Below are 21,380 nucleotides of genomic sequence, written 5' to 3'. Positions count from 1 at the left end.
TCGGGAAGCGTCCGGGCCGAGCCCGGGGAAAGCCAACGGCCAGTATACCGTGCGACGCCGGTCAGAGACCGACGTGCTTCTGATACCGCACGATCGCCGCGAACTCGGTCACGTCGAGGCTGGCGCCGCCGACGAGCGCGCCGTCGACGTTCGGCTCGCGCATGAAGCCGGCGATGTTGTCCGACTTCACCGAACCGCCGTAGAGGATGCGCGTCTTGGCGGCCACGTCGTCGCCGAGCACCTCGGCGATGACGGCACGCAGTGCGGCGCAGACCTGCTCCGCCTGCTCGGGCGTCGCCGCGTGACCGGAACCGATGGCCCATACGGGCTCGTACGCGACGACGAAGTCAGCGGCCGAGTCGACCCGGGCGAGCGCAGCGCGCAGCTGGGCGACCGGCACCGCGCTGGCGCCGTGGACCTCGAGATCCTCTGCCGTCTCGCCGACGCAGATGATCGGCGCGATGTTATGCGAGAGAGCGGCCGCGACCTTTCCGGCCACCTGCTCGTCGGTCTCCGCGTGCAGCGTGCGCCGCTCCGAGTGACCGATGATGACGTAGCGGCACTCGAGCGCCGCCAGGAACGCGGCCGAGATCTCGCCGGTGTACGCGCCGGACTCGTGCTCCGAGACGTCCTGACCGCCGAAGGCGAGCGGAAGCTTGTCGGCCGAGATCAGCGTCTGCACGCTGCGGAGGTCGGTGAAAGGCGGGAACACCGCCACCTCCACCGCGGAGAAGTCGTGAGCGGCGTCCTTCAACGTCCATGCGAGCTTCTGCACGAAGGCGATCGCCTGGAGGTGGTCCAGGTTCATCTTCCAGTTGCCGGCGATGAGCGGGACGCGCCGCACCGAGGGGCTCACTGCTGCCATCCGAGGACCTCCAGTCCGGGGAGTCGTTTGCCTTCGAGGAACTCGAGGCTCGCCCCGCCGCCCGTCGAGATGTGGCCGAATTGGTCATCGCGGAAGCCGAGCGCGCGGACGGCGGCGGCGGAGTCGCCTCCACCGACGACGCTCAGGCCGTCGACCTCGGTGAGGGCCTGCGCGACCGCCTTCGTCCCCGCCGCGAACGGCGCGAGTTCGAAGACGCCCATCGGGCCGTTCCAGAATACGGTGCGGGCGCCCCGCACGTACTCGGAGAACAGCTCGGCCGTCTCCGGTCCGATGTCGAGCCCCAGGCCCTTGTCACCCCAGTCGGTGTCCTCGATGGCGTCGACGGGACGCACGACGTGCTCCGCGTCCGCGGCGAACTTCGAGGCGACGACGACATCGCGCGGGAGGACGATCTCGACACCGAGCTCTTCGGCGGTGGCGAGGTAGCCCTTCACGGTGTCGATCTGGTCGGCCTCGAGCAGGCTCGATCCGACCTTCAGGCCCTTCGCGGCGAGGAAGGTGAACAGCATCCCTCCGCCGATCAGCAGCGAGTTCACCTTGGGCAGCAGGTGCCCGATGACGCCCAGCTTGTCGGAGACCTTCGAACCACCGAGGACGACCGCGTACGGTCGCTCCGGGTTCTCGGTCAGCCGATCGAGGACCTCGAGCTCTGCCTGGATGAGGGTGCCGGCGGCGCTCGGCAACAGCTGCGCGAGCTCGTACACGCTGGCCTGCTTGCGGTGCACGACGCCGAAGCCGTCGGACACGAACGCGTCGCCGAACGCGGCGAGCTTCTCGGCGAACGCCGTGCGCTCCCCCTCGTCCTTCGCGGTCTCCCCCGGGTTGAATCGGAGGTTCTCGAGCAGGGCGATGTCGCCGCCCTTCAGGCGGTCGACGGCGTCCTTCGCGCCGGAGCCGACGGTGTCGTGCGCGAAGGTGACCGGCAGGCCCAGCAGCTCGGAGAGCCGCTGGGCCACCGGGGCCAGACTGTACTTGGCATCCGGAGCGCCGTCAGGGCGTCCCAGATGGGAGATCACGACCACCTTCGCGCCCTGACTGATCAGGGCATTCAGGGTGGGAATCGACGCTCGCACACGACCGTCGTCCGTGATCGTCGTGCCGTCGAGCGGCACATTCAGATCACAGCGGACGACGACCCGCTTGCCGGCGAGCGAACCGAGTGAGTCGAGAGTGCGGAGCGTCACGTCGGTTCCCTGTCGTTAGAGGCGGTCGGCCACGTACTCGGTCAGGTCGACCAGACGGTTGGAGTAGCCCCACTCGTTGTCGTACCAGCTCGAGAGCTTGACCTGGTCGCCGAGGACGCGCAGCAGGCCCGAGTCGAAGATCGAGGAGTGCGGGTCGGAGACGATGTCGCTCGAGACGATCTCGTCCTCGGTGTACTTCAGGATGCCCTTGAGCGGACCCTCGGCAGCCTTCTTGTACGCAGCCTTGACCTCGTCGACCGTGACCGGGCGCGAAGCGGTGACCGTGAGGTCGGTGATGGAGCCGGTGGGCACCGGGACGCGGAGAGCGAAGCCGTCGAGCTTGCCCTTCAGCTCCGGGAGGACCAGGCCGATGGCCTTGGCCGCACCGGTCGAGGTCGGGACGATGTTGATCGCGGCGGCGCGGGCGCGGCGGAGGTCGCTGTGGGGGCCGTCCTGCAGGTTCTGGTCGGCGGTGTAGGCGTGGACCGTGGTCATCAGACCGCGCTCGATGCCGAACTCGTCATTGAAGACCTTCGCCAGCGGCGCCAGGCAGTTCGTGGTGCAGGAGGCGTTCGAGATGATGTTGTGCGCGGCGGGGTCGTACAGGTGCTCGTTGACACCCATGACGAACGTCGCGTCCTCACCCGTCGCCGGAGCGGAGATGATGACCTTCTTGGCGCCCGCCTCGATGTGCTTGCGCGCGTCGTCGGCCTTCGTGAAGCGTCCGGTCGACTCGATCACGATGTCGACGCCCAGGTCTCCCCAGCCGAGGTTCGCGGGGTCGCGCTCGGCGAGCACCTTGATCGGCTTGCCGTTGACGACGATGTTGTCGCCGTCGAGCTCGACGGTCGCGTCGAGACGGCCCGTGATGGAGTCGTACTTGAGCAGGTGCGCGAGCGTCTTGTTGTCGGTGAGGTCGTTCACCGCGACGACTTCGAGGTCGCTGCCCTTCGCGAGGGCGGCGCGCAGGTAGTTACGACCAATGCGACCGAACCCGTTGATTCCGATCTTTACGGACACAGATGTCTCCAGTTACTCGATGGGCGCCGCACGGCGCACGTGTGTTGTGGTTGTGGCGGACGTCGGCGTCCCGGGAGGCTCCCTCCCGGGACGCCAACCTGGTTACGACAGTAGCAGCAGACCCGCGGTCTTCTCGCGGGTGCGGACGAAGCGGTCGTTGACGTCGGACCAGTTGGTGATGTTCCAGAACGCCTTGACGTAGTCGGCCTTCACGTTGACGTAGTCGAGGTAGAAAGCGTGCTCCCACATATCCAGCATCAGCAGCGGAACGGTCGCAGCGGCGAGGTTGCCCTGGTGGTCGTACAGCTGCTCGATGATGAGCTTCTGTCCCAGCGAGTCCCAGGCCAGGATCGACCAGCCGGAGCCCTGGATGCCGAGCGCCGACGCCGTGAAGTGCGCGCGGAACTTGTCGAACGACCCGAAGAACTCGTCGATCGCAGCGGCGAGTTCGCCGACCGGCTTGTCGCCGCCGTCCGGCGAGAGGTTGTTCCAGAACACGGTGTGGTTGACGTGACCGGCGAGGTTGAACGCCAGGTCCTTCTCCAGCTTGTTGACGTACGTCAGGTCGTCGGCGTCGCGGGCCTCGGCCAGCTTCGCCAGGGCGGTGTTGGCGCCGTCGACGTACGTCTTGTGGTGCTTGTCGTGGTGCAGCTCCATGATCCGCCCACTGATGTTCGGCTCGAGAGCCGAGTAGTCGTACGGAAGGTCCGGCAGCGTGTAGTCAGCCATTACTCATCTCCACTTTGTGTTGTGATTCGACCCTTGAAAAACTACACCTCGTCCAGATCGGCGGGGAGGTTGGCGTCGGTGCCCGGGATCCCCAGGTCGCTCGCGCGCTTGTCCGCCATCGCGAGGAGCCGGCGGATCCGACCCGCCACGGCGTCCTTCGTCATGGGCGGATCGGCGTGGTGGCCGAGCTCGTCGAGGCTGGCGTCGCGGTGCGCCAGGCGCAGCTCACCCGCGTACTGGAGGTGCTTCGGGACGTCGGGGCCGAGGATCTCGAGCGCCCGCTGGACGCGGGAGCACGCGGCGACGGCCGCCTGGGCGGAGCGTCGCAGGTTGGCATCGTCGAAGTTGACGAGGCGGTTCGCGTTGGCCCGCACCTCGCGGCGCTGGCGCAGCTCCTCCCAGTTCTTCACCGTCTCGACGGCGCCCATCGCCACCAGCATCGCGCTGATCGCCTCGCCGTCCCGGATGACCACACGGTGCACACCGCGGACCTCGCGCGCCTTGGCGGAGATGCCGAGCCGGCCCGCCGCGCCGACGAGAGCCATGGCGGCCTCGTTGCCCGGGCAGGTGACCTCGAGGGCGGCAGAACGGCCCGGGTCGGTGAGCGACCCGTGCGCCAGGAACGCGCCACGCCAGACGGCGGCCAGCTCGTCGCGGGAGCCCGTGGTCAGCCGGTTCGGGAGGCCGCGGATCGGCCGGCGACGCGCATCCAGGAGCCCGGTCTGCCGTGCCAGCGTCTCTCCGCCGTCGAGCACGCGAACGAGGTACTGGCTGATGCGCCGGAGCCCGGACGCCGAGATCACCGACACGTCGCTGCGGACGCCGTAGAGCTCCGCCAGGTCTTTGCGGACGCGCCGCGCCAGCTCGGGCGTGTCCAGCTCGCTCTCCACCGCGATCCGGCCGCCGATGAGGTGCAGACCGCCCGAGAACCGGAGGATGGTCGCGAGTTCGGCCGCGCGGACCGTGGTCTTGCTGACCTCGACCTTCGTGAGCTCGTCCTTGACGTCGGAGGTGAGAGCCAATCGGATTCCTTACTGTCTCATGGCGGGGGTGGTGCCGTGGATGGATGGGCCGGGATCATTCACGGCCGAGGTCGCGGTGTTTGGTGTTCACCGCCAGACCCGGGAAACTGCGCAACCGTGCCGCGAGCTCTTCCGCAATCGCGACGGACCGGTGCTTTCCTCCGGTGCAGCCTATCGCGATCAGAGCGTGACGTTTGTTCTCGCGCTGGTAGCCGGCCATGATCGGCTTCAGCGCCGACACATAGCCGTCGATGAATTCGTCGGCCCCGCTCTGCTGGAGCACGAAGTCGCGGACCACCTCATCGAGGCCGGTGTGCGGCCGCAGTTCGGGGTTCCAGAACGGGTTCGGGAGGAACCGGGCGTCGGCCACCATGTCGGCATCGGCGGGCAGCCCGTACTTGAATCCGAAGCTCATCACCGTGACCTGCACGCCGGCCGCGTCCTCCGCTGCGAAGGTGTCGGTGATGTTGGTCGCCAGCTGGTGGATGTTGAGGTCGGTGGTGTCGACGATGATGTCGGCGGCCTCCCGGATCTCACGCAGCCGCGTGCGCTCCGCGGAGATGCCGTCGAGGATGGTGCCGTCGCCCTGCAGAGGGTGCGGCCGGCGCACCTGCTCGAAGCGGCGCACGAGCACCGCATCCGACGCCTCCAGGAACAGGACGCGCACCTTGGTGCCCTCGCGCAGGCTGAGGATCATCTCGCGCAGGTCGGAGAAGAAGTTGCGCCCGCGCACGTCCACCACCGCGGCGATGCGCGGCAGGCCGGACTCCGCGCGGTTGGCGAGCTCGACCAGTGGCCGCAGCATCTGCGGCGGCAGGTTGTCGACCACGTACCAATCGAGGTCTTCGAGCGCGTTGGCGACGGTCGAGCGACCGGCGCCCGACATGCCGGTGACGATGAGCACTTCTTGTTGCTGCTGGGCGTTTGCGACTGTGTCGCCGTCGGTGGCCATGGACCGGTCTCCTCCGCTGCCTGGTGTGTCTCCAGCCTAGCGACTGGCGCGGGCCGCGGTGCCGTCTTCGGGGCGCGCATCGGTGGGGTCGCCCTCGCCGCGGGAGCCCTCGGCCAGCCGCTCGAACACGGCGGTGGCCGTGCGCATCCCGACCCCGCGCACTTCGGCGATCTGCTCGGGGGTCGCCTTGCGCAGTTGCGCGACCGAGCCGAAGTGCTTCAGCAGCTCCTTCACGCGCGACGGGCCCAGGCCCGGGATCTCGCCCAGCACGGTCCCGATGTCGCGCTTGCGCCTCGCCCGCTGGTACGTGATCGCGAACCGGTGCGCCTCATCCCGCAGGCGCTGGATGAGGAACAGCGCGTCGCTGTTGCGCGGCAAGATGACCGGGAAGTCGGAGTCGGGCAGCCAGATCTCCTCCAGGCGCTTGGCGATGCCCGCGAGCTGGATGCCCGTCACGCCCGACTCGTCGAGCGCCCGCTTCGCGGCGGCGACCTGCGGCTGGCCGCCGTCGACGATGAGCAGGTTCGGCGGGTACGAGAACTTGCGGCGCCGGCGTTCGGCGGCCTCCTCGACCACTGCGTCGGCTCCCGCGGCGCCCTCGGCGTCGAGCGCGGTGTCCTCGTCGGCCTGGTCCGCCTCCGCCTGGTCCGCCTCCGCACGCTCCGCCTGGCCCGCGATCGGGTCGGGGGCCGCATCCGGCGCATCTTTCAGGTAGGCCAGGCGGCGCGAGATCACCTGGTAGATCGACTCGGTGTCGTCGGTGGACTCGGGGATGCTGAACCGGCGGTACTGGTCCTTCCGGGGCAGGCCGTCCTCGAAGACGACCATCGACGCGACGATGTTCGTGCCGCTGAGGTGGGAGACGTCGTAGCACTCCATCCGCAGCGGTGCGTCCTCCATCCCGAGCGCATCCTGGATGTCGTTGAGCGCCTTCGAGCGCGCGACGAAGTCGGAACTGCGCCGGGTCTTGTACAGGACGAGCGCGTTCTTGGCGTTCATCGAGACGGTCTGCGCGAGGGCGGCCTTCTCGCCGCGCTGGGCGGTCTTGAGCTCGACCCGGCCGGTATGGCGGCCGCGCGCGGCCGAGGGGTCGGGCGTCTCGCGGCGGCGCTGCGTGAGCCACTGCTCCAGCTCCGCGGTGTCCTCCGGGAGCTCGGGGACGATGATCTCGCGGGGCGGGGCGTCCGGCCCGTCGTAGGCGTTCTGCACGACGGTCTCGACGAGCTCGCCGAGCTCCACATCCAGCTCTTTGTCGACGACCCAGCTGCGGACACCGCGCACGCGCCCACCCCGGACGATGAACTGCGTCACCGCTGCGGCCAGCTCGTCGTGGGCGATCCCGAACACGTCGGCGTCCACGCTCTCGGTCAGGACGACCGCGCTCTTGCCGAGCACGCCCTCGAGCGCCTGGATGGCGTCCCGGTGCCGTGCGGCGGCCTCGTAGTCCATCGTGCTCGCGGCCTGCTTCATCCGGTCCGTGAGGTCGCGCAGGTAGCTGCTGTCGTTGCCGGCCATGAAGGAGGCGAAGTCGATCGCCAGGGACTTGTGGTCCTCTGGGCTGATCCTCCCGACGCAGGGCGCGGCGCACTTGCCGATGTCGCCCAGGAGGCACGGGCGGCCGGTCAGCTCCGCCCGGCGGTAGACGCCGTCGGAGCAGCTCCGCATCGGGAACGCCTTGAGCATGAGGTCGACCGTCTCGCGGATCGCCCAGACCTTCGTGTACGGCCCGAAATAGCGCGCGTCCTTGATGTTCCGGTTGCGGGTGATCATCACCCGGGGGATGCGATCGCCGAGCGTCACCGCCAGGTACGGGTAGGTCTTGTCGTCGCGGAACTTGACGTTGAACGGCGGATTGAACTCCTTGATCCACGTGTACTCGAGCTGGAGGGCCTCGTACTCGGTGCCCACGACCGTCCACTCGACGCTGGACGCGGTCGTGACCATGCGGCGCGTGCGCTCGTGGAGGCTGCGGAGCGGCTGGAAGTAGTTGCTCAGCCGCGCCCGCAGGTTCTTCGCCTTGCCCACGTAGAGCACGCGCCGGTTCTTGTCACGGAACCGGTAAACGCCCGGCTGGGTCGGGATCTCGCCGGCCTTCGGCCGGTAGCTGACGGTGTCGGCCACGGTCGCCTACGCGGCGCCCCGGGCGGACTCGCCCTGCAGGATCTCCTTGAGGAAGAAGCCGGTGTGGCTGCCGGGAGTGTCGGCCACCCGCTCCGGGGTCCCGGTCGCGATGACCTCGCCGCCGCCGGCGCCGCCCTCCGGACCCATGTCGATGATCCAGTCGGCCGACTTGATGACGTCGAGGTTGTGCTCGATGACGATGACGGTGTTGCCCTTGTCGAGCAGGCCGTTCAGCACCAGCAGAAGCTTGCGCACATCCTCGAAGTGCAGACCGGTGGTCGGCTCGTCGAGCACGTACACGCTGCGCCCGTTGGAGCGCCGCTGGAGCTCGGTCGCCAGCTTCACGCGCTGCGCCTCGCCGCCGGAGAGCGTCGTGGCGCTCTGGCCGAGCCGGACGTAACCGAGGCCCACGTCGACGAGCGTCTGCAGGAAGCGGTGGATGGCCGAGATCGGCTTGAAGAACTCCGCCGCCTCGCTGATCGGCATGTCGAGCACCTCGGCGATGTTCTTGCCCTTGTAGTGCACGGAGAGGGTGTCGCGGTTGTACCGCGCTCCCCCGCACACCTCGCACGCCACGTAGACGTCGGGCAGGAAGTTCATCTCGATCTTGATGGTGCCGTCGCCCGAGCACGCCTCGCAGCGCCCGCCCTTGACGTTGAAGCTGAACCGGCCGGGCAGGTAGCCCCGCACCTTGGCCTCGGGGGTCTCGGCGAAGAGGTTCCGGATGCGGTCGAAGACGCCGGTGTAGGTCGCCGGGTTGGACCGCGGCGTGCGGCCGATCGGCGCCTGGTCGACGTGCACGACCTTGTCGAGGTTCTCGAGTCCGGTCACCGTGCGGTGCTTGCCCGGGACCTTGCGGGCGCCGTTGAGCTTGTTCGCCATGACCCGGTACAGGATGTCGTTCACGAGCGACGACTTGCCGGACCCGGAGACACCGGTGACCGCGACGAACGTGCCGAGCGGGAAGTCGACCGTGACCTTCTTCAGGTTGTTGGCCTCCGCATCCACCACCCGGATCATGCGCTTCTTGTCGATCTTGCGCCGCTTGGCCGGGATCGGTATCTCCCGACGGCCGGCCAGGTAGTCGCCGGTCAGCGAGTCGGTGTTCTTCAGCAGCTGGTCGTACGACCCCGAGTGGACGACGTTGCCGCCGTTCACCCCGGCGCCCGGGCCGATGTCGACGATCCAGTCGGCGGTCCGGATGGTGTCCTCGTCGTGCTCGACCACGATCAGCGTGTTGCCCAGGTCGCGCAGGGCGACGAGCGTCTCGATCAGGCGCCGGTTGTCGCGCTGGTGCAGGCCGATGCTCGGCTCGTCGAGCACGTAGAGCACGCCGGTCAGGCCCGAGCCGATCTGGGTCGCCAGGCGGATGCGCTGCGCCTCTCCGCCGGAGAGGGTGCCGGCCGCGCGGGCGAGGTCGAGGTAGCTGAGCCCGACCTGGATGAGGAAGTCGAGGCGGATCTTGATCTCGCGCAGCACCTGCGCGCCGATCTTCTGCTCGCGCTCGGTCAGGTGCAGCTCCTCCATGAACGCGCGAGCGTCGCTCAGGCTGAGCAGCGAAGCGTCGGCGATGCTGGCGCCGTGCACCTTGACCGCGAGCACCTCGGGCTTGAGGCGCTTGCCGCCGCACACCGGGCAGGGCACCTCACGGAGGTACTCGGACCAGCGGGCCCGCTGCGTATCCGTCTCGGCCTGCAAATACTGACGCTCGATGTACGGCACCACGCCCTCGAAGCCCGACGTGTAGGACATCTCGCGGCCGTAGCGGTTCTTCCACCGCACCTTGACCTCGAAGTTGTCACCGTGCAGGACCGCGTCCTTCACGTTGTCCGGAAGCTTGCTCCACGGGGTCTTGAGCGAGAACTTCAGGTCGCGCGCGAGGCCGTCCAGCAGCTTCTCGTAGTAGTTGAAGAGTCCCTTCCCCTGCGTGGTCCACGGGACGATGACGCCCTCGGCGATGCTCAGGGAGTCGTCGCCCAGCAGCAGCTCGTCGTCGACCGACATGCGGGTGCCGAGGCCGGAGCACTCGGGGCAGGCTCCGAACGGGGCGTTGAACGAGAAGGTCCGCGGCTCGATCTCGGTCAGCTGGATGGGATGGCCGTTCGGGCAGGACAGCTTCTCGCTGAAGTTCTGCCACGCGTCCGCACCCTCGCGGTCGACGTAGTTGACCTGGACCAGACCGTCCGTGAGCCGGAGCGCCGTCTCGAGGGAGTCGGTGAGCCGGCCGAGGATGTCGGGGCCGGCGACCAGGCGGTCGACGACGACCGAGATGTCGTGCTTGATCTGCTTCTTGAGGGTCGGCGGGTCGGACAGCTGCACCTGCTGGCCGTCGACCAGCGCGCGGGAGTAGCCGCTCGCGGCCAGCTCCTTGAACAGGTCGACGAACTCGCCCTTCTTCTGCGAGATCACCGGGCTGACGACCATGTACCGCGTGCCCACCTCCAGCTCCATCAGCTGGTCGGCGATCTGCTGCACGGTCTGGCGCTGGATGCGCTCACCGCAGATCGGGCAGTGCGGCACCCCGATGCGCGCCCACAGCAGACGCATGTAGTCGTAGATCTCGGTGATCGTGCCGACGGTCGAACGCGGGTTGCGGTTGGTCGACTTCTGGTCGATCGACACCGCGGGGCTCAGGCCCTCGATGAAGTCGACATCCGGGCGGTCCACCTGTCCCAGGAACTGACGCGCGTAGGCGGACAGGGACTCGACGTACCGGCGCTGCCCCTCCGCGAAGATGGTGTCGAACGCGAGCGACGACTTTCCCGATCCCGACAGTCCCGTGAAGACCACCATGGAATCGCGCGGAATCTCGAGGTCGACGTTGTGCAGATTGTGCACGCGTGCTCCGCGCACGCTGAGGTGCGAACCCGTCACCCTGCTGATGTTCCGGGATGCCGTGCTCCCGGTCTCGCCGTGCTCTCGATCGTTGTTCACTCGCCCGCTGCTCACTCGCTCTATTCTCCGCCATCCATGCTGTGATTTCGGGGCTGTTCGCCCACCGCGCACCCCGTCCGGGATGTCGAACGTGTGTTCGATTCTATCGCGTCGGCAAGGGGCATCCCTGCAGGCGCGAGTCTAGGCGCGACCACCGACATTCGTACCCCCGCGCCTCCCCTCAGGGCCGCGGACGCCGCAGCAGCGGCGGAACGAACATCGCGACGACCCCGGCGAGAGCGAGCCCGGACACGATCGCGAGGGCTGGGATGGACGCGCGACCCGCGGCGAGGAGGATCGCGACGGCGAGCACCTGAGCGGGCACCTGGACGAGGACGAACCGGCGCAGAGACGGCAGCAGCACCGCCGGCTGCAACCGTGCCGCGATCGGCACCGTCAGCATCCAGGAGCCGAGGATGTGCAGCGCGTGCACGCCTGCGACGAGGGCGAGGAGGCGCGGGGTCAGCGATCCCGGCTCCGCGAGCGAGGACAGCACCAGGACACCCAGCAGCACCCAGGCGGTCAGCCAGCGCGGCCGCCACACCGCGACCCCGACGAGGAGCGCTGCGATGACCGTCCAGGGACCGCGCGGGAGGCCGATCAGCACGAGCGGCAGCGCAATGGCGGCGAACAGCGCGCGCACCGACCACCCGGGAACGGTCCGGGCGCTGAGGTCCGGGGTGTCCGCGCTCACCGCCGCGACCTCCCCGCCGCCAGGGTGCGTACGCCCGCCTCCCGGGCGACCGGATCCTGCCAGGTCAGGAGCTCGACGCCGCCGCCCTGCAACTGCTGCAGACGGAGCCGGCGTTCCACCTCGATGGTGCGCAGCGCCAGCCGCTCGCGCGTGGTGAGGTCGCGCCCATCCCGGGCCGGCAGGACATCCACGGCGACGACGCGGTGGCCCGCCGTCCGCCACGTCAGCGCGAGGGTCGAGGGCTGATCGTCGAGGAACGTGGAGAGCACGTAGACGATCGAACCCGGGGACAGCCGCGGAGACCGCACCCGCTGGAATGTCGTGCCTGTCGCGGTCGTCAGTTCGATCTCGCGCAGTACCCGCTCCCGGTGGCGCGCGCCGGCACGCGGCGGAAGGACCCGGCGCGACTCCCCCAGGTCGTCGAACCCGACGCGATCCCCCACTCCCGAGTAGGCGAACGCCAGCGACGATGCCGCCTCCCGTGCCAGGTCGAGCGACGAGACCGCGGGCCGCTGGTAGGCGCGTGACCAGTCGGCCACGATGCCCGTCAGGTCGTCCCGGGCGTCGACGACGAGGTGCACGGCGGCGTCCGAGGTGGCGGTGGTGCGGCGCACGTACAACTCGCCCGCGCGACCGGCGCGCGCCGTGGCCCGCCAGTCGATGCGCCGTAACCGGTCACCGGGATGGAAGACGTCGATGTCGCGGAACTCGCCCCCGTCGCCCGGCCGGGTGGAGGTGTGCTGGCCGGTCAATCCGAGGAGCCGGGCGGGCAGCGGGAGGCTGCGGAGCGGTACACGTCGCGGCCGCACGACCCGCTCGACGGCGGCCTCCTCGCCCGCCCGTCCGACCCAGGCCGCGTCCGCGCCGATGGCCCGGGCGGTGATCGACGCGACCCGCTGCCGTCCGGAGTGCACGACGGGCACCTCGGCGGACACGCGCGCGGCGGCCGCCGGGGTGAGCACCGCATCCACCGGCGCGGCACCCCCGAGGGCGAGCCGGAGCTGCAGTGCGTCGGGTCGCTGAGTGCCGGCCGCATGGATGGCGACCGACAGGCTCGCCGAACCGTCGGGAGCCGGATGCGCGGCCCCCTCCGAGGCGACCGAGGTCTCGACCAGGATGTCGTCGGCGGCACCGTCCGGTCCGTGGGCGTCTCCGGCGGCCTCACTCTCTCGACGCGGCCGCCGATCCCAACTCAGCGCCGCCGACAGCAGCAGGGGCGCGCCGACCAGGGCCGGCTCGACGCGCGTCATCACGAATGCGGCGGCGATCGCGACGATGCCCACGACGACGGCTCCGGCGAGAGCGGGACTCAGGGTCCAGCCGGTGCGGATGGCGGTGCGGCTGTGGTCGGTGCGCTTCTCGCCGGTGAGCTTCTCGCCGGTGCGGTTCTCGCCGATGCGCGCCGTGTCGGTCACGGTCGCCGCCTCCCGCCGCTCATCGTCCCGCCGCCTCCGCCCGCTGCGCCGCACCCACCGCGGGCGGCCCCGCCACGGAGCTGACCGCCTCCTGCACCACCTGCTCGGCGCTGACTCCACTCGTCCATGCCTGGACGGTCAGCGTCAGGCGGTGAGCAAGAACCGGCACAGCCACGGCCTTGACATCGTCCGGGATGACGAAATCGCGCCCGTCGAGGACGGCAAGCGCACGCGCGACCAGCAGTAGCCCCTGGGAACCGCGCGGCGACGCCCCGACCTCGACCGATCGATGCTGCCGGGTCGCGGCGGCCAGCCTCACGCAGTAGGCGACGATGTCCGGGTCGACGTCGACGGCCTCCACCCCGGCCTGCATCGCCGCCAGCGTCTGCGCGTCGATGACCGGCTCGACGGTCGCGACCTCATGGCGCCGCGACACCCGAGCGAGCAGGACGCGGGACTCCCCCGCCTCGTCGGGATACCCGACGCTCAGGCGGACCATGAAGCGGTCGAGTTGCGCCTCGGGCAGCGCGTAGGTGCCCTCCGACTCGATCGGGTTCGCCGTCGCCACGACGTGGAAAGGCGACGGCAACGGGAAGCTGCGGCCCTCCACCGACACCTGCCCCTCGGCCATCGCTTCGAGCAGGGCCGACTGCGTCTTCGGCGAGGTGCGGTTGATCTCGTCCGCCAGGAAGAGGCCTGTGAAGACGGGGCCGGGACGGAACTCGAACTCCGCCGTGCTCGGCACGTACACGAACGAACCGGTGATGTCCGACGGCAGCAGATCGGGCGTGCACTGCAGCCGGCGGAAGTCGAGCCCGACCGCGGCGGCGATGCTGCGCGCGGCGAGCGTCTTCCCCAGGCCGGGAACGTCTTCGAAGAGCACGTGACCGCCCGCCAGGATGGTCGCGAAGGCGATGCGAAGCGGCTCACGCATTCCGACGACGACGCTGCTCACGCGCTCGAGAACGTCGGCGCCGAGCCGGGCGACCTCCGCGACGGGCAGCGGCGGCGTGGATGCGGCGGCCGGTGTGGATGCGGCGGGCGGTGTGGATGCGGCGGGCGGGTCAGCGGTCACGGGGCTCCTCCTGGTGAGTCGGTGGCGGTGAGGATGGTGCGGGGCCGTCCGCGGACGGGAGCGCCTCGATCCGGGTGAGCGCCGCCGCGACGGCGGACGTCCGCGGTGGCGCCACTCCGGAGCCGCGGCGAAGCATGCGGAGCGTTTCCGCACCCAGGAGGCATTCGAGCCGGGCGTCGGCGGATCGGTCCTCCAGGTCGAGGCCGCGCAGCGACAGCGCGCGTTCGGCCACCAGTCGCAGACGGCGGACGCCCTCGGGCGACGCACGCCCACCGCGGGCGCCGAGCGCCCAGCCCAGCTGGACCAGATCGCGGCGTGCGCCGGGCCGTGGCTCCGGGGCCGGAACCGGCCAGGAGACGTCCGCGGCCTCGCCGAGCGCGGACAGGCAGGCGGCGAAGGCGAAAGCAGCGGCTCCGAGTCCCACGGCATGTCCCGCATCCATGCCGAGGTACCAGGCGGTCGCGCCGAGAGCGAGTCCCAGAACGGCGCTGAGGATGAGCCTCCGCAGCATCCGCGGTGGCAGCCGGCGCCGGGGTCGGCCGGGGCGGGCCGCGGTGGGCGTCATGGGCGCGATCCGAAACGCTCGGCGGACGTCGGCGCCCGGGTGCCGCGCGGCCCGTCGCTCCAGGATGCGCGCAGCGCCTCGACCGCGGAGCGGGCGTTCGCCACGTCCTCGGGCGCCACGGGCGCGCTGCTGAACCGCGCCCGCAAGTAGAGCGCCAGGAAGCGCTGCGCGGCGTCCTGGTCGGCCGCCACGCGAGCGACGACGCGCGCCGTGAACTCGGCGGGAGTCTCGGCGGGCAGCCGACGCACGCCGGAGTCGGCTGCGCCCTCCTCCAGGCCGACCCATGCGCGCTCGATCGCGTCGCGCGGCTCACGAACCTCGGCGAGCTCGGCGGAGGCGCGGTCGAGACCCCGCAGCACACGCTCGGGCTCCGGCTCGTGCGCCGTGTCGCGGGGAGCATCGGAGACCTCCGCCTCGGTGCCCTCGATCAGCGGGGGCAGCTCTACCGGAGGCGCCGGCCTGCGACGGAACCGCCACGCCAGCGCGAGAGCGATGACGATGGCGAGGACGGTGAGAGCGACCAGCACCCACGAGAGGTCGATGCGGAACTCATGGATGGACTCCTGCGGCACACTGGTGCCGGTCGCCTGGGGCCGTGGTTCGCCGGTGAGGGCAGGCCCCGCGGGCAACAGCACGCGCGGCCCGGTGAAGTCGGGGGCGCCCTGGAACGCGACGGCCAGCACCGCGACGCCGACGAGCACGGCGCACACCGCGAAGGTCCAGCGCCGTCGTCCCGTCACCCGTGAAGCCACCCTGCCACCGTAACGCGCACGCGCGGGAAGCGGCGGTGCTCAGCCCAGGTGGCCGGCCTTCTCCATCTGCCGCAGATCGCGCTTGAGGTCGGACAGCTCGTCGCGCAGGCGCGCCGCGAGCTCGAACTTCAGCTCACCCGCTGCCGCCAGCATCTGCTGGTTGAGGTCGGCGATGAGACCTTCGAGCTCGGCCGCCCCCTGCGCCGCGATGCCGCCGTTCCGGAGGTTCGGTGTCGGGCTCTTCCGCTTCTGCTCCCGGCCTGCCAGCATCCGGGCGGTGTCGGCCTCTTCACGCGCGAGCACGTCCGTGATGTCGGCGATCCGCTTGCGCAGCGGCTGCGGGTCGATGCCGTTGACACGGTTGTACTCGATCTGCCGGTTGCGGCGACGGTCGGTCTCGTCGATCGCGCTCTTCATCGAGTCGGTGAGCACGTCGGCGTACATGTGGACCTGGCCGGAGACGTTACGGGCCGCGCGCCCGATCGTCTGCACGAGGGACGTGGACGAGCGCAGGAACCCCTCCTTGTCGGCGTCGAGGATGGCGACGAGCGACACTTCGGGAAGGTCGAGACCTTCCCGAAGGAGGTTGATGCCGACCAGCACGTCGTAAACCCCCGCGCGCAACTCGGTGAGCAGTTCGACGCGCCGCAGCGTGTCGACGTCGGAGTGCAGGTACCGCACCCGGACGCCGGCCTCCGCGAGGAAGTCGGTGAGCTCTTCCGCCATCTTCTTGGTCAGGGTCGTGACGAGGACGCGCTCGTTCCGCTCCACGCGCAGCCGGATCTCTTCCAGCAGGTCGTCGATCTGACCCTTCGTCGGCTTGACGACGATCTCCGGGTCGATCAGGCCGGTGGGGCGGATGATCTGCTCGACCACGCCGTCGGCGATGCCGAGTTCGTACTTGCCCGGCGTGGCCGAGAGGTAGACGGTCTGCCCGACGCGGTCCTTGAACTCGTTCCAGCGGAGCGGGCGGTTGTCGAGCGCACTCGGCAGCCGGAACCCGTGCTCGACCAGGGTGCGCTTTCGGGAGGCATCTCCCTCGTACATGGCGCCGATCTGCGGCACCGTGACATGGGACTCGTCGATCACCACGAGGAAGTCGTCCGCGAAGTAGTCGAGGAGGCAGTGCGGGGCCTCCCCCGGTCGCCTGCCGTCGATGTGCCGCGAGTAGTTCTCGATGCCCGAGCAGAAACCGATCTGCTCCATCATCTCCAGGTCGAACTGCGTCCGCATGCGGAGCCGCTGCGCCTCGAGAAGCTTGCCCTCGCGCTCGAGCTCCTGCAGGCGCTCGCCCAGCTCCTCCTGGATGGTGCCGATGGCTCGCTGGATCGTCGCCGGGCTCGCGGCGTAGTGGGTCGCCGGGAACACGGACACCGCATCCATCTGCTTGAGGACGTTGCCGGTCAACGGGTGCAGCGAGTACAGCGCTTCGATCTCGTCGCCGAACAGCTCGATCCGGATCGCGTTCTCTTCATAGACGGGGATGATCTCGATCGTGTCGCCGCGTACGCGGAACTTGCCGCGCGAGAAGTCGACGTCGTTGCGCTCGTACTGCATGTTCACGAAACGGCGGATCAGCGCATCCCGGCCCACCTTCTGGCCGACCTGCAGCGCGACCATCGCCTCGAGGTACTCCTCGGCCGCACCGAGACCGTAGATGCAGGACACCGTGGACACGACGACGACATCGCGCCGGCTCAGCAGCGAGTTCGTGGTGGAGTGCCGGAGCCGCTCGACCTCGGCGTTGATCGAGGAGTCCTTCTCGATGAAGGTGTCGGTCTGCGGGACGTACGCCTCGGGCTGGTAGTAGTCGTAGTACGAGACGAAGTACTCGACCGCGTTGTTGGGCATCAGCTCGCGGAACTCGTTCGCCAGCTGGGCCGCAAGGGTCTTGTTGTGCGCGAGCACCAGCGTCGGCCGCTGCACCTGCTCGATCAGCCAGGCCGTCGTGGCCGACTTTCCGGTTCCGGTCGCTCCGAGGAGCACGACGTCGGTCTCGCCGGCGTTGATGCGCGCGGCAAGCTCGGCGATGGCCTGCGGCTGGTCACCGCTCGGCGTGTATTCGCTGACGACCTCGAAGGGACGGACGGAGCGCGTGGGAAGCATGTCTCCAGTTTAGGAAGGACCACCGACACTGGAGACGCCTCTCGCTCACAGCGGAACGGAGGCGGGGAATCAGCTTCGCTGTCGCAACTGCTCCCAGAGCGCGTCCACCTGCTCCAGCGTGTGCTCGAGCGTCCCCCCGGTCTCGATCACGACGTCGGCGACGGCCAGACGCTCGTCGTCCGAGGCCTGGGAGCGGATGCGGCGCTCCGCCTCCGCTTCGGCCATGCCGCGCAGGGCCACCAGCCTGCCGATGCGGGTCGCCGCGTCGGCGTGCGCGACCACGACCCGGTCGAACGGGTACTCGTTCGCCGACTCGACGAGGAGCGGCACGTCATAGACGACGATCGCATCCGGGTCGGCCGCCGCGGCCGCCGCGAAGCGCGAGGTCGACTCCGCCAGCACCGCCGGGTGCGTGATGCCGTTGAGCGCCTCCAACGACTCGGGGTCGCCGAACACGATCGCACCGAGCGCAGCCCGGTCGAGGCTGCCGTCCGCGGCGATGACGCCGGAACCGAAGCGGCTCTCGATCGCGGCCAGCGCCGGAGTGCCGGGCTCCACGACCTCGCGGGCGATGCGGTCGGCGTCCACCACGACGGCACCGTGTTCGGCGAGACGGGAGGCGATGGTCGATTTTCCGGAGGCGATCCCGCCGGTGAGTCCGATCAGCTGCACGGGCTCAGCCTACCGGCGCGGGTGAGGGGCGAACCGCCCGGGAACGACGAAACGGCCGGCCCCGAAGGACCGGCCGTTTCTGAGAGAGGATGCTCAGTTGTTGGAGCTGAGCTTCTCGCGCAGAGCCGCGAGCGACTCGTCGTCGGCGAGCGTACCGCTCGTGCCCGTCTCGGACGAGAAGGTGGACGAGCCGGTGTCGGCGGCAGCCTCTTCGAGGCCCTTCGCGACCTGGCGCTTGTGCGCCTCCCAGCGCGCCTGGGCGGCAGCGTACTGCTGCTCCCACTCCTCGCGCTGCGACTCGAAGCCTTCCTTCCACTCGTTGGTCTCCGCGTCGAAGCCCTCCGGGTACTTGTAGTTGCCCTGGTCGTCGTACTCGGTGACCATGCCGTAGAGCGCCGGGTCGAACTCGGTGCCCTCGGGGTCGACGCCCTCGTTCGCCTGCTTCAGCGAGAGCGAGATGCGGCGGCGCTCCAGGTCGATGTCGATGACCTTGACGAACACCTCGTCGCCCACCGAGACGACCTGCTCGGCCAGCTCGACGTGCTTGCCCGACAGCTCGGAGATGTGCACGAGACCCTCGATGCCATCTGCGACGCGGACGAACGCACCGAACGGAACCAGCTTGGTGACCTTGCCCGGTGCGACCTGACCGATCGCGTGGGTGCGGGCGAAGACCTGCCACGGGTCCTCCTGCGTCGCCTTGAGCGACAGGGAGACGCGCTCGCGGTCGAGGTCGACCTCGAGGATCTCGACGGTGACCTCCTGGCCCACCTCGACGACCTCGGAGGCGTGCTCGATGTGCTTCCAGGACAGCTCCGACACGTGGACGAGACCGTCGACGCCGCCGAGGTCGACGAACGCACCGAAGTTGACGATCGACGAGACGACGCCCTTGCGGACCTGGCCCTTGTGCAGGTTGTTGAGGAACGTGGTGCGCGACTCGGACTGGGTCTGCTCCAGCAGCGCGCGGCGCGAGAGCACCACGTTGTTGCGGTTCTTGTCGAGCTCGAGGATCTTGGCCTCGATCTCCTGACCCAGGTACGGAGTGAGGTCGCGAACGCGGCGCAGCTCGATGAGCGAGGCCGGGAGGAAGCCACGCAGGCCGATGTCGACGATCAGGCCGCCCTTGACGACCTCGATGACCGTACCGGTCACGACGCCGTCGGCCTCCTTGATCTTCTCCACGTCGCCCCACGCACGCTCGTACTGCGCACGCTTCTTGGACAGGATGAGACGACCCTCCTTGTCCTCCTTCTGGAGAACGAGGGCCTCGACGGTGTCGCCGACCTCGACGACCTCGGTGGGGTCGACGTCGTGCTTGATGGAGAGTTCGCGCGAGGGGATGACACCCTCGGTCTTGTAACCGACGTCGAGGAGGACCTCGTCGCGGTCGATCTTTACGACGGTGCCTTCGATCAGGTCTCCGTCGTTGAAGAACTTCAGCGTCTTTTCGACCGCGGCAAGAAAGTCTTCAGCAGATCCGATGTCGTTGACGGCGACCTGCTTGGGTGCCTTGTCGGTCGTTGCGGTTGTCATGTAGTGGGTGCTCCGTAATGGACAGGATTCAGGCCGGTCGCGATGATGGTGAGTGTTGTTCCGCGATCGGCAAGCGGATAGAGGTGTCACAGAAGTGACTCTCTAGTTTACCGGCCTGCGGACTCGGGCAGCAAGTCGCGGGCGGCGAGGATATCACGCAGTGCGGGTTCGAGTTCGGGGAAAGCGAACGCATACCCGGCGTCGAGCAGCCGTTCCGGAAGCACCCACCGGCTTTTCAGGACGAGTTCGGTCTCCGTTCTGATGGCGGCCGAGCCCAGTTCGAGCATCCAGCGGTACGCCGGGAGCCCGATCTTCGAGCCGACGAGCCGGCGCAGAGTGGACATGAGCGTGCGGTTGTCCGTGGGATTCGGAGCGGCCACGTTGATCGGGCCGTCGAGGTCGGGACGCTCCCGCAGGAACTCGATCGCCCCGAGCACGTCGGCGATGTGAACCCAGCTGAAGCGCTGCCGTCCCCTGCTTCCCCGGAACTCGTGGAAGGTGCCGGCGTTCCGCCGAGCCGCCGTTCCGAACCAGCGGCCGTCGATCTGGGGGCCGCCGAGGCCGAAGCGCACCAGGTTCACCAGCGGGGTCAGCGCGCTTCCGTCCCCGAGGACGATCGCCATCCGCAGCGCGACGCGCCGGGTGCCGGGCAGCTCGCCGCTGAACAGTTCTCGCTCCCAGGCCTTCGCCACTTCTACCGAGAAGCCACTGCCCAGCTCTCCGGTGGACTCGGTCATGGGCCGGTCCTCGGCGTGCCGGTAGATCGTCGCCGTCGAGGCGTTGAACCACACGGGCGGAGGCGCGTCGCTCGTTGCGATGGCCTCCCGCACCGCACGCGTGGTCTGCAGGCGCGAACGGAAGATCTCCGCTCGGTTGCGGTCGTTGTAGCGGCAGTTGACGCTTTTGCCCGCGAGGTTGATCACCGCTGCTGCGCCGGTCACCGCGCGGCGGAGTCCGTCGGTGTCGCCCCAGCGCACATCGGGCCCGTCGCGACCGACGAGCACGACCTCCGCGCCGGCGCCCCGATAGTGCTGCGCCAGGTAGCGGCCGAGGAAGCCGGACGCTCCGGTGATGACGATCCGTTCACTCACGTCGACTGTTCTCCTGCTTCCGCGATCCCGTACTGGAACCGCCCTCGATACTGATACATCCTCCCGATGACCGGCAGACCCACGGTGATCGATACGAGCTGGCACTCCGCCGCATCGTCCCAGCCCTCGGTGAGCACGACGACCGGGGCGAAGGGACGAGGGATCCGTATCCTCCGAGAGCCGACCACCAGCCACACCGCCGTCGATCGGAGGCGCAGGCCGCCGTCGCGCACGGTCGCCACGAAGCGCGCCTCCGTGCGGACCGGATCGCCGAGACGGTCGACGAGCGCGCCGCCCTCCACACCGATCTCATCGACCATGGCCGCGCTCCCCCGACGGAACGCGAAGTCCCGGACCGCCGCGACCGCGGGCGACCCATCCGGTACGGTCACGGGACGGTTCCGCACGGTGAACGGAACCGCCCGCTCCCACACGGGGAACATGACGTGGGAGCGGGCGAACACCGCCAGCATCGGCCACAGCCAGCGCCGTGGTGTGCCGACGGTGTCGAACACCCCGCTCCCGCGCCCGACCGCACCGGCCGGGATGGCATCGAAGTACGCCCGCAGTCGCGGGTGCAGCTCGTCGAACGCCGCGCCCAGCACGGCGCGGTACGGGGAGGTCAC

The 21,380-nt window shown here is 69.4% G+C and carries 18 protein-coding genes; all 18 read right to left on the bottom strand.

All coding sequences use genetic code 11. From position 1 onward, the window contains the following. Window positions 1–61: 61 nt before the first annotated feature. The gene (tpiA, locus tag P3F85_RS06775) at window positions 62–865 is read right to left on the bottom strand and encodes a triose-phosphate isomerase (RefSeq protein ID WP_374010479.1); all 804 of its coding nucleotides are present in this window, start codon (window positions 863–865) and stop codon (window positions 62–64) included. Next, on the bottom strand, window positions 853–2,070 hold the full coding sequence (locus P3F85_RS06770) for a phosphoglycerate kinase (RefSeq protein ID WP_374010478.1): 1,218 nt from the start codon (window positions 2,068–2,070) through the stop codon (window positions 853–855). The genes tpiA and P3F85_RS06770 overlap by 13 nt, the downstream gene beginning before the upstream one ends. A 15-nt stretch (window positions 2,071–2,085) precedes the next feature. Then, window positions 2,086–3,090, bottom strand: coding sequence for a type I glyceraldehyde-3-phosphate dehydrogenase (gene gap, locus P3F85_RS06765; protein WP_374010477.1), 1,005 nt, complete (start codon window positions 3,088–3,090; stop codon window positions 2,086–2,088). A 102-nt stretch (window positions 3,091–3,192) separates the two neighbouring features. Beyond that, window positions 3,193–3,819 (bottom strand): superoxide dismutase, encoded by a 627-nt coding sequence (locus tag P3F85_RS06760; protein ID WP_374010476.1) that lies wholly within the window; start codon window positions 3,817–3,819, stop codon window positions 3,193–3,195. Between the two features lie 41 nt (window positions 3,820–3,860). Beyond that, the gene (gene whiA / locus P3F85_RS06755; protein ID WP_374010475.1) at window positions 3,861–4,841 is read right to left on the bottom strand and encodes a DNA-binding protein WhiA; all 981 of its coding nucleotides are present in this window, start codon (window positions 4,839–4,841) and stop codon (window positions 3,861–3,863) included. A 55-nt stretch (window positions 4,842–4,896) separates the two neighbouring features. Next, window positions 4,897–5,793, bottom strand: a complete 897-nt coding sequence (rapZ, locus tag P3F85_RS06750; RefSeq protein ID WP_374010474.1) for an RNase adapter RapZ — start codon at window positions 5,791–5,793, stop codon at window positions 4,897–4,899. 36 nt (window positions 5,794–5,829) lie between these two features. Further along, the gene (gene uvrC, locus P3F85_RS06745) at window positions 5,830–7,914 is read right to left on the bottom strand and encodes an excinuclease ABC subunit UvrC (protein ID WP_374010473.1); all 2,085 of its coding nucleotides are present in this window, start codon (window positions 7,912–7,914) and stop codon (window positions 5,830–5,832) included. A 6-nt stretch (window positions 7,915–7,920) separates the two neighbouring features. After that, window positions 7,921–10,788: an excinuclease ABC subunit UvrA gene (gene uvrA, locus P3F85_RS06740; RefSeq protein WP_374010888.1), complete on the bottom strand. Its 2,868-nt coding sequence runs from the start codon at window positions 10,786–10,788 to the stop codon at window positions 7,921–7,923. Between the two features lie 241 nt (window positions 10,789–11,029). After that, window positions 11,030–11,542, bottom strand: a complete 513-nt coding sequence (locus tag P3F85_RS06735) for a hypothetical protein (RefSeq protein ID WP_374010472.1) — start codon at window positions 11,540–11,542, stop codon at window positions 11,030–11,032. Beyond that, on the bottom strand, window positions 11,539–12,957 hold the full coding sequence (locus tag P3F85_RS06730) for a DUF58 domain-containing protein (RefSeq protein ID WP_374010471.1): 1,419 nt from the start codon (window positions 12,955–12,957) through the stop codon (window positions 11,539–11,541). Before P3F85_RS06730 ends, P3F85_RS06735 begins: the two co-directional genes overlap by 4 nt. 19 nt (window positions 12,958–12,976) lie before the next feature. Beyond that, window positions 12,977–14,032, bottom strand: coding sequence for an AAA family ATPase (locus P3F85_RS06725; RefSeq protein ID WP_374010470.1), 1,056 nt, complete (start codon window positions 14,030–14,032; stop codon window positions 12,977–12,979). Next, complete coding sequence (locus P3F85_RS06720) at window positions 14,022–14,597, bottom strand: hypothetical protein (RefSeq protein ID WP_374010469.1); 576 nt, start codon at window positions 14,595–14,597, stop codon at window positions 14,022–14,024. Before P3F85_RS06720 ends, P3F85_RS06725 begins: the two co-directional genes overlap by 11 nt. Beyond that, window positions 14,594–15,349 (bottom strand): DUF4129 domain-containing protein, encoded by a 756-nt coding sequence (locus P3F85_RS06715; RefSeq protein WP_374010468.1) that lies wholly within the window; start codon window positions 15,347–15,349, stop codon window positions 14,594–14,596. Before P3F85_RS06715 ends, P3F85_RS06720 begins: the two co-directional genes overlap by 4 nt. A 39-nt stretch (window positions 15,350–15,388) precedes the next feature. After that, window positions 15,389–17,455: an excinuclease ABC subunit UvrB gene (uvrB, locus tag P3F85_RS06710; RefSeq protein WP_374010467.1), complete on the bottom strand. Its 2,067-nt coding sequence runs from the start codon at window positions 17,453–17,455 to the stop codon at window positions 15,389–15,391. Between the two features lie 69 nt (window positions 17,456–17,524). Further along, entirely contained in the window at window positions 17,525–18,127 is a 603-nt protein-coding gene (gene coaE / locus P3F85_RS06705; RefSeq protein WP_374010466.1) for a dephospho-CoA kinase, read from the bottom strand. 93 nt (window positions 18,128–18,220) lie between these two features. Next, window positions 18,221–19,663, bottom strand: coding sequence for a 30S ribosomal protein S1 (gene rpsA / locus P3F85_RS06700; protein ID WP_374010465.1), 1,443 nt, complete (start codon window positions 19,661–19,663; stop codon window positions 18,221–18,223). 107 nt (window positions 19,664–19,770) lie between these two features. After that, on the bottom strand, window positions 19,771–20,754 hold the full coding sequence (locus P3F85_RS06695) for an epimerase (protein ID WP_374010464.1): 984 nt from the start codon (window positions 20,752–20,754) through the stop codon (window positions 19,771–19,773). Beyond that, complete coding sequence (locus P3F85_RS06690) at window positions 20,751–21,380, bottom strand: DUF4166 domain-containing protein (protein ID WP_374010463.1); 630 nt, start codon at window positions 21,378–21,380, stop codon at window positions 20,751–20,753. Before P3F85_RS06690 ends, P3F85_RS06695 begins: the two co-directional genes overlap by 4 nt.

Origin of the sequence: Leifsonia sp. T36S-04, assembly GCF_042465655.1 — a bacterium.
Lineage (GTDB): Bacteria > Actinomycetota > Actinomycetes > Actinomycetales > Microbacteriaceae > Leifsonia.
This window is presented reverse-complemented; position numbering and strand designations above follow the sequence as displayed.

Bases quoted from the DNA above. Each gene is read 5' to 3' on its own strand.
- rapZ (WP_374010474.1), bottom strand. From the start codon at position 5,793: ATGGCCACCGACGGCGACACAGTCGCAAACGCCCAGCAGCAACAAGAA.
- rpsA (WP_374010465.1), bottom strand. From the start codon at position 19,663: ATGACAACCGCAACGACCGACAAGGCACCCAAGCAGGTCGCCGTCAAC.
- tpiA (WP_374010479.1), bottom strand. From the start codon at position 865: ATGGCAGCAGTGAGCCCCTCGGTGCGGCGCGTCCCGCTCATCGCCGGC.
- uvrB (WP_374010467.1), bottom strand. From the start codon at position 17,455: ATGCTTCCCACGCGCTCCGTCCGTCCCTTCGAGGTCGTCAGCGAATAC.
- P3F85_RS06720 (WP_374010469.1), bottom strand. From the start codon at position 14,597: ATGACGCCCACCGCGGCCCGCCCCGGCCGACCCCGGCGCCGGCTGCCA.
- P3F85_RS06760 (WP_374010476.1), bottom strand. From the start codon at position 3,819: ATGGCTGACTACACGCTGCCGGACCTTCCGTACGACTACTCGGCTCTC.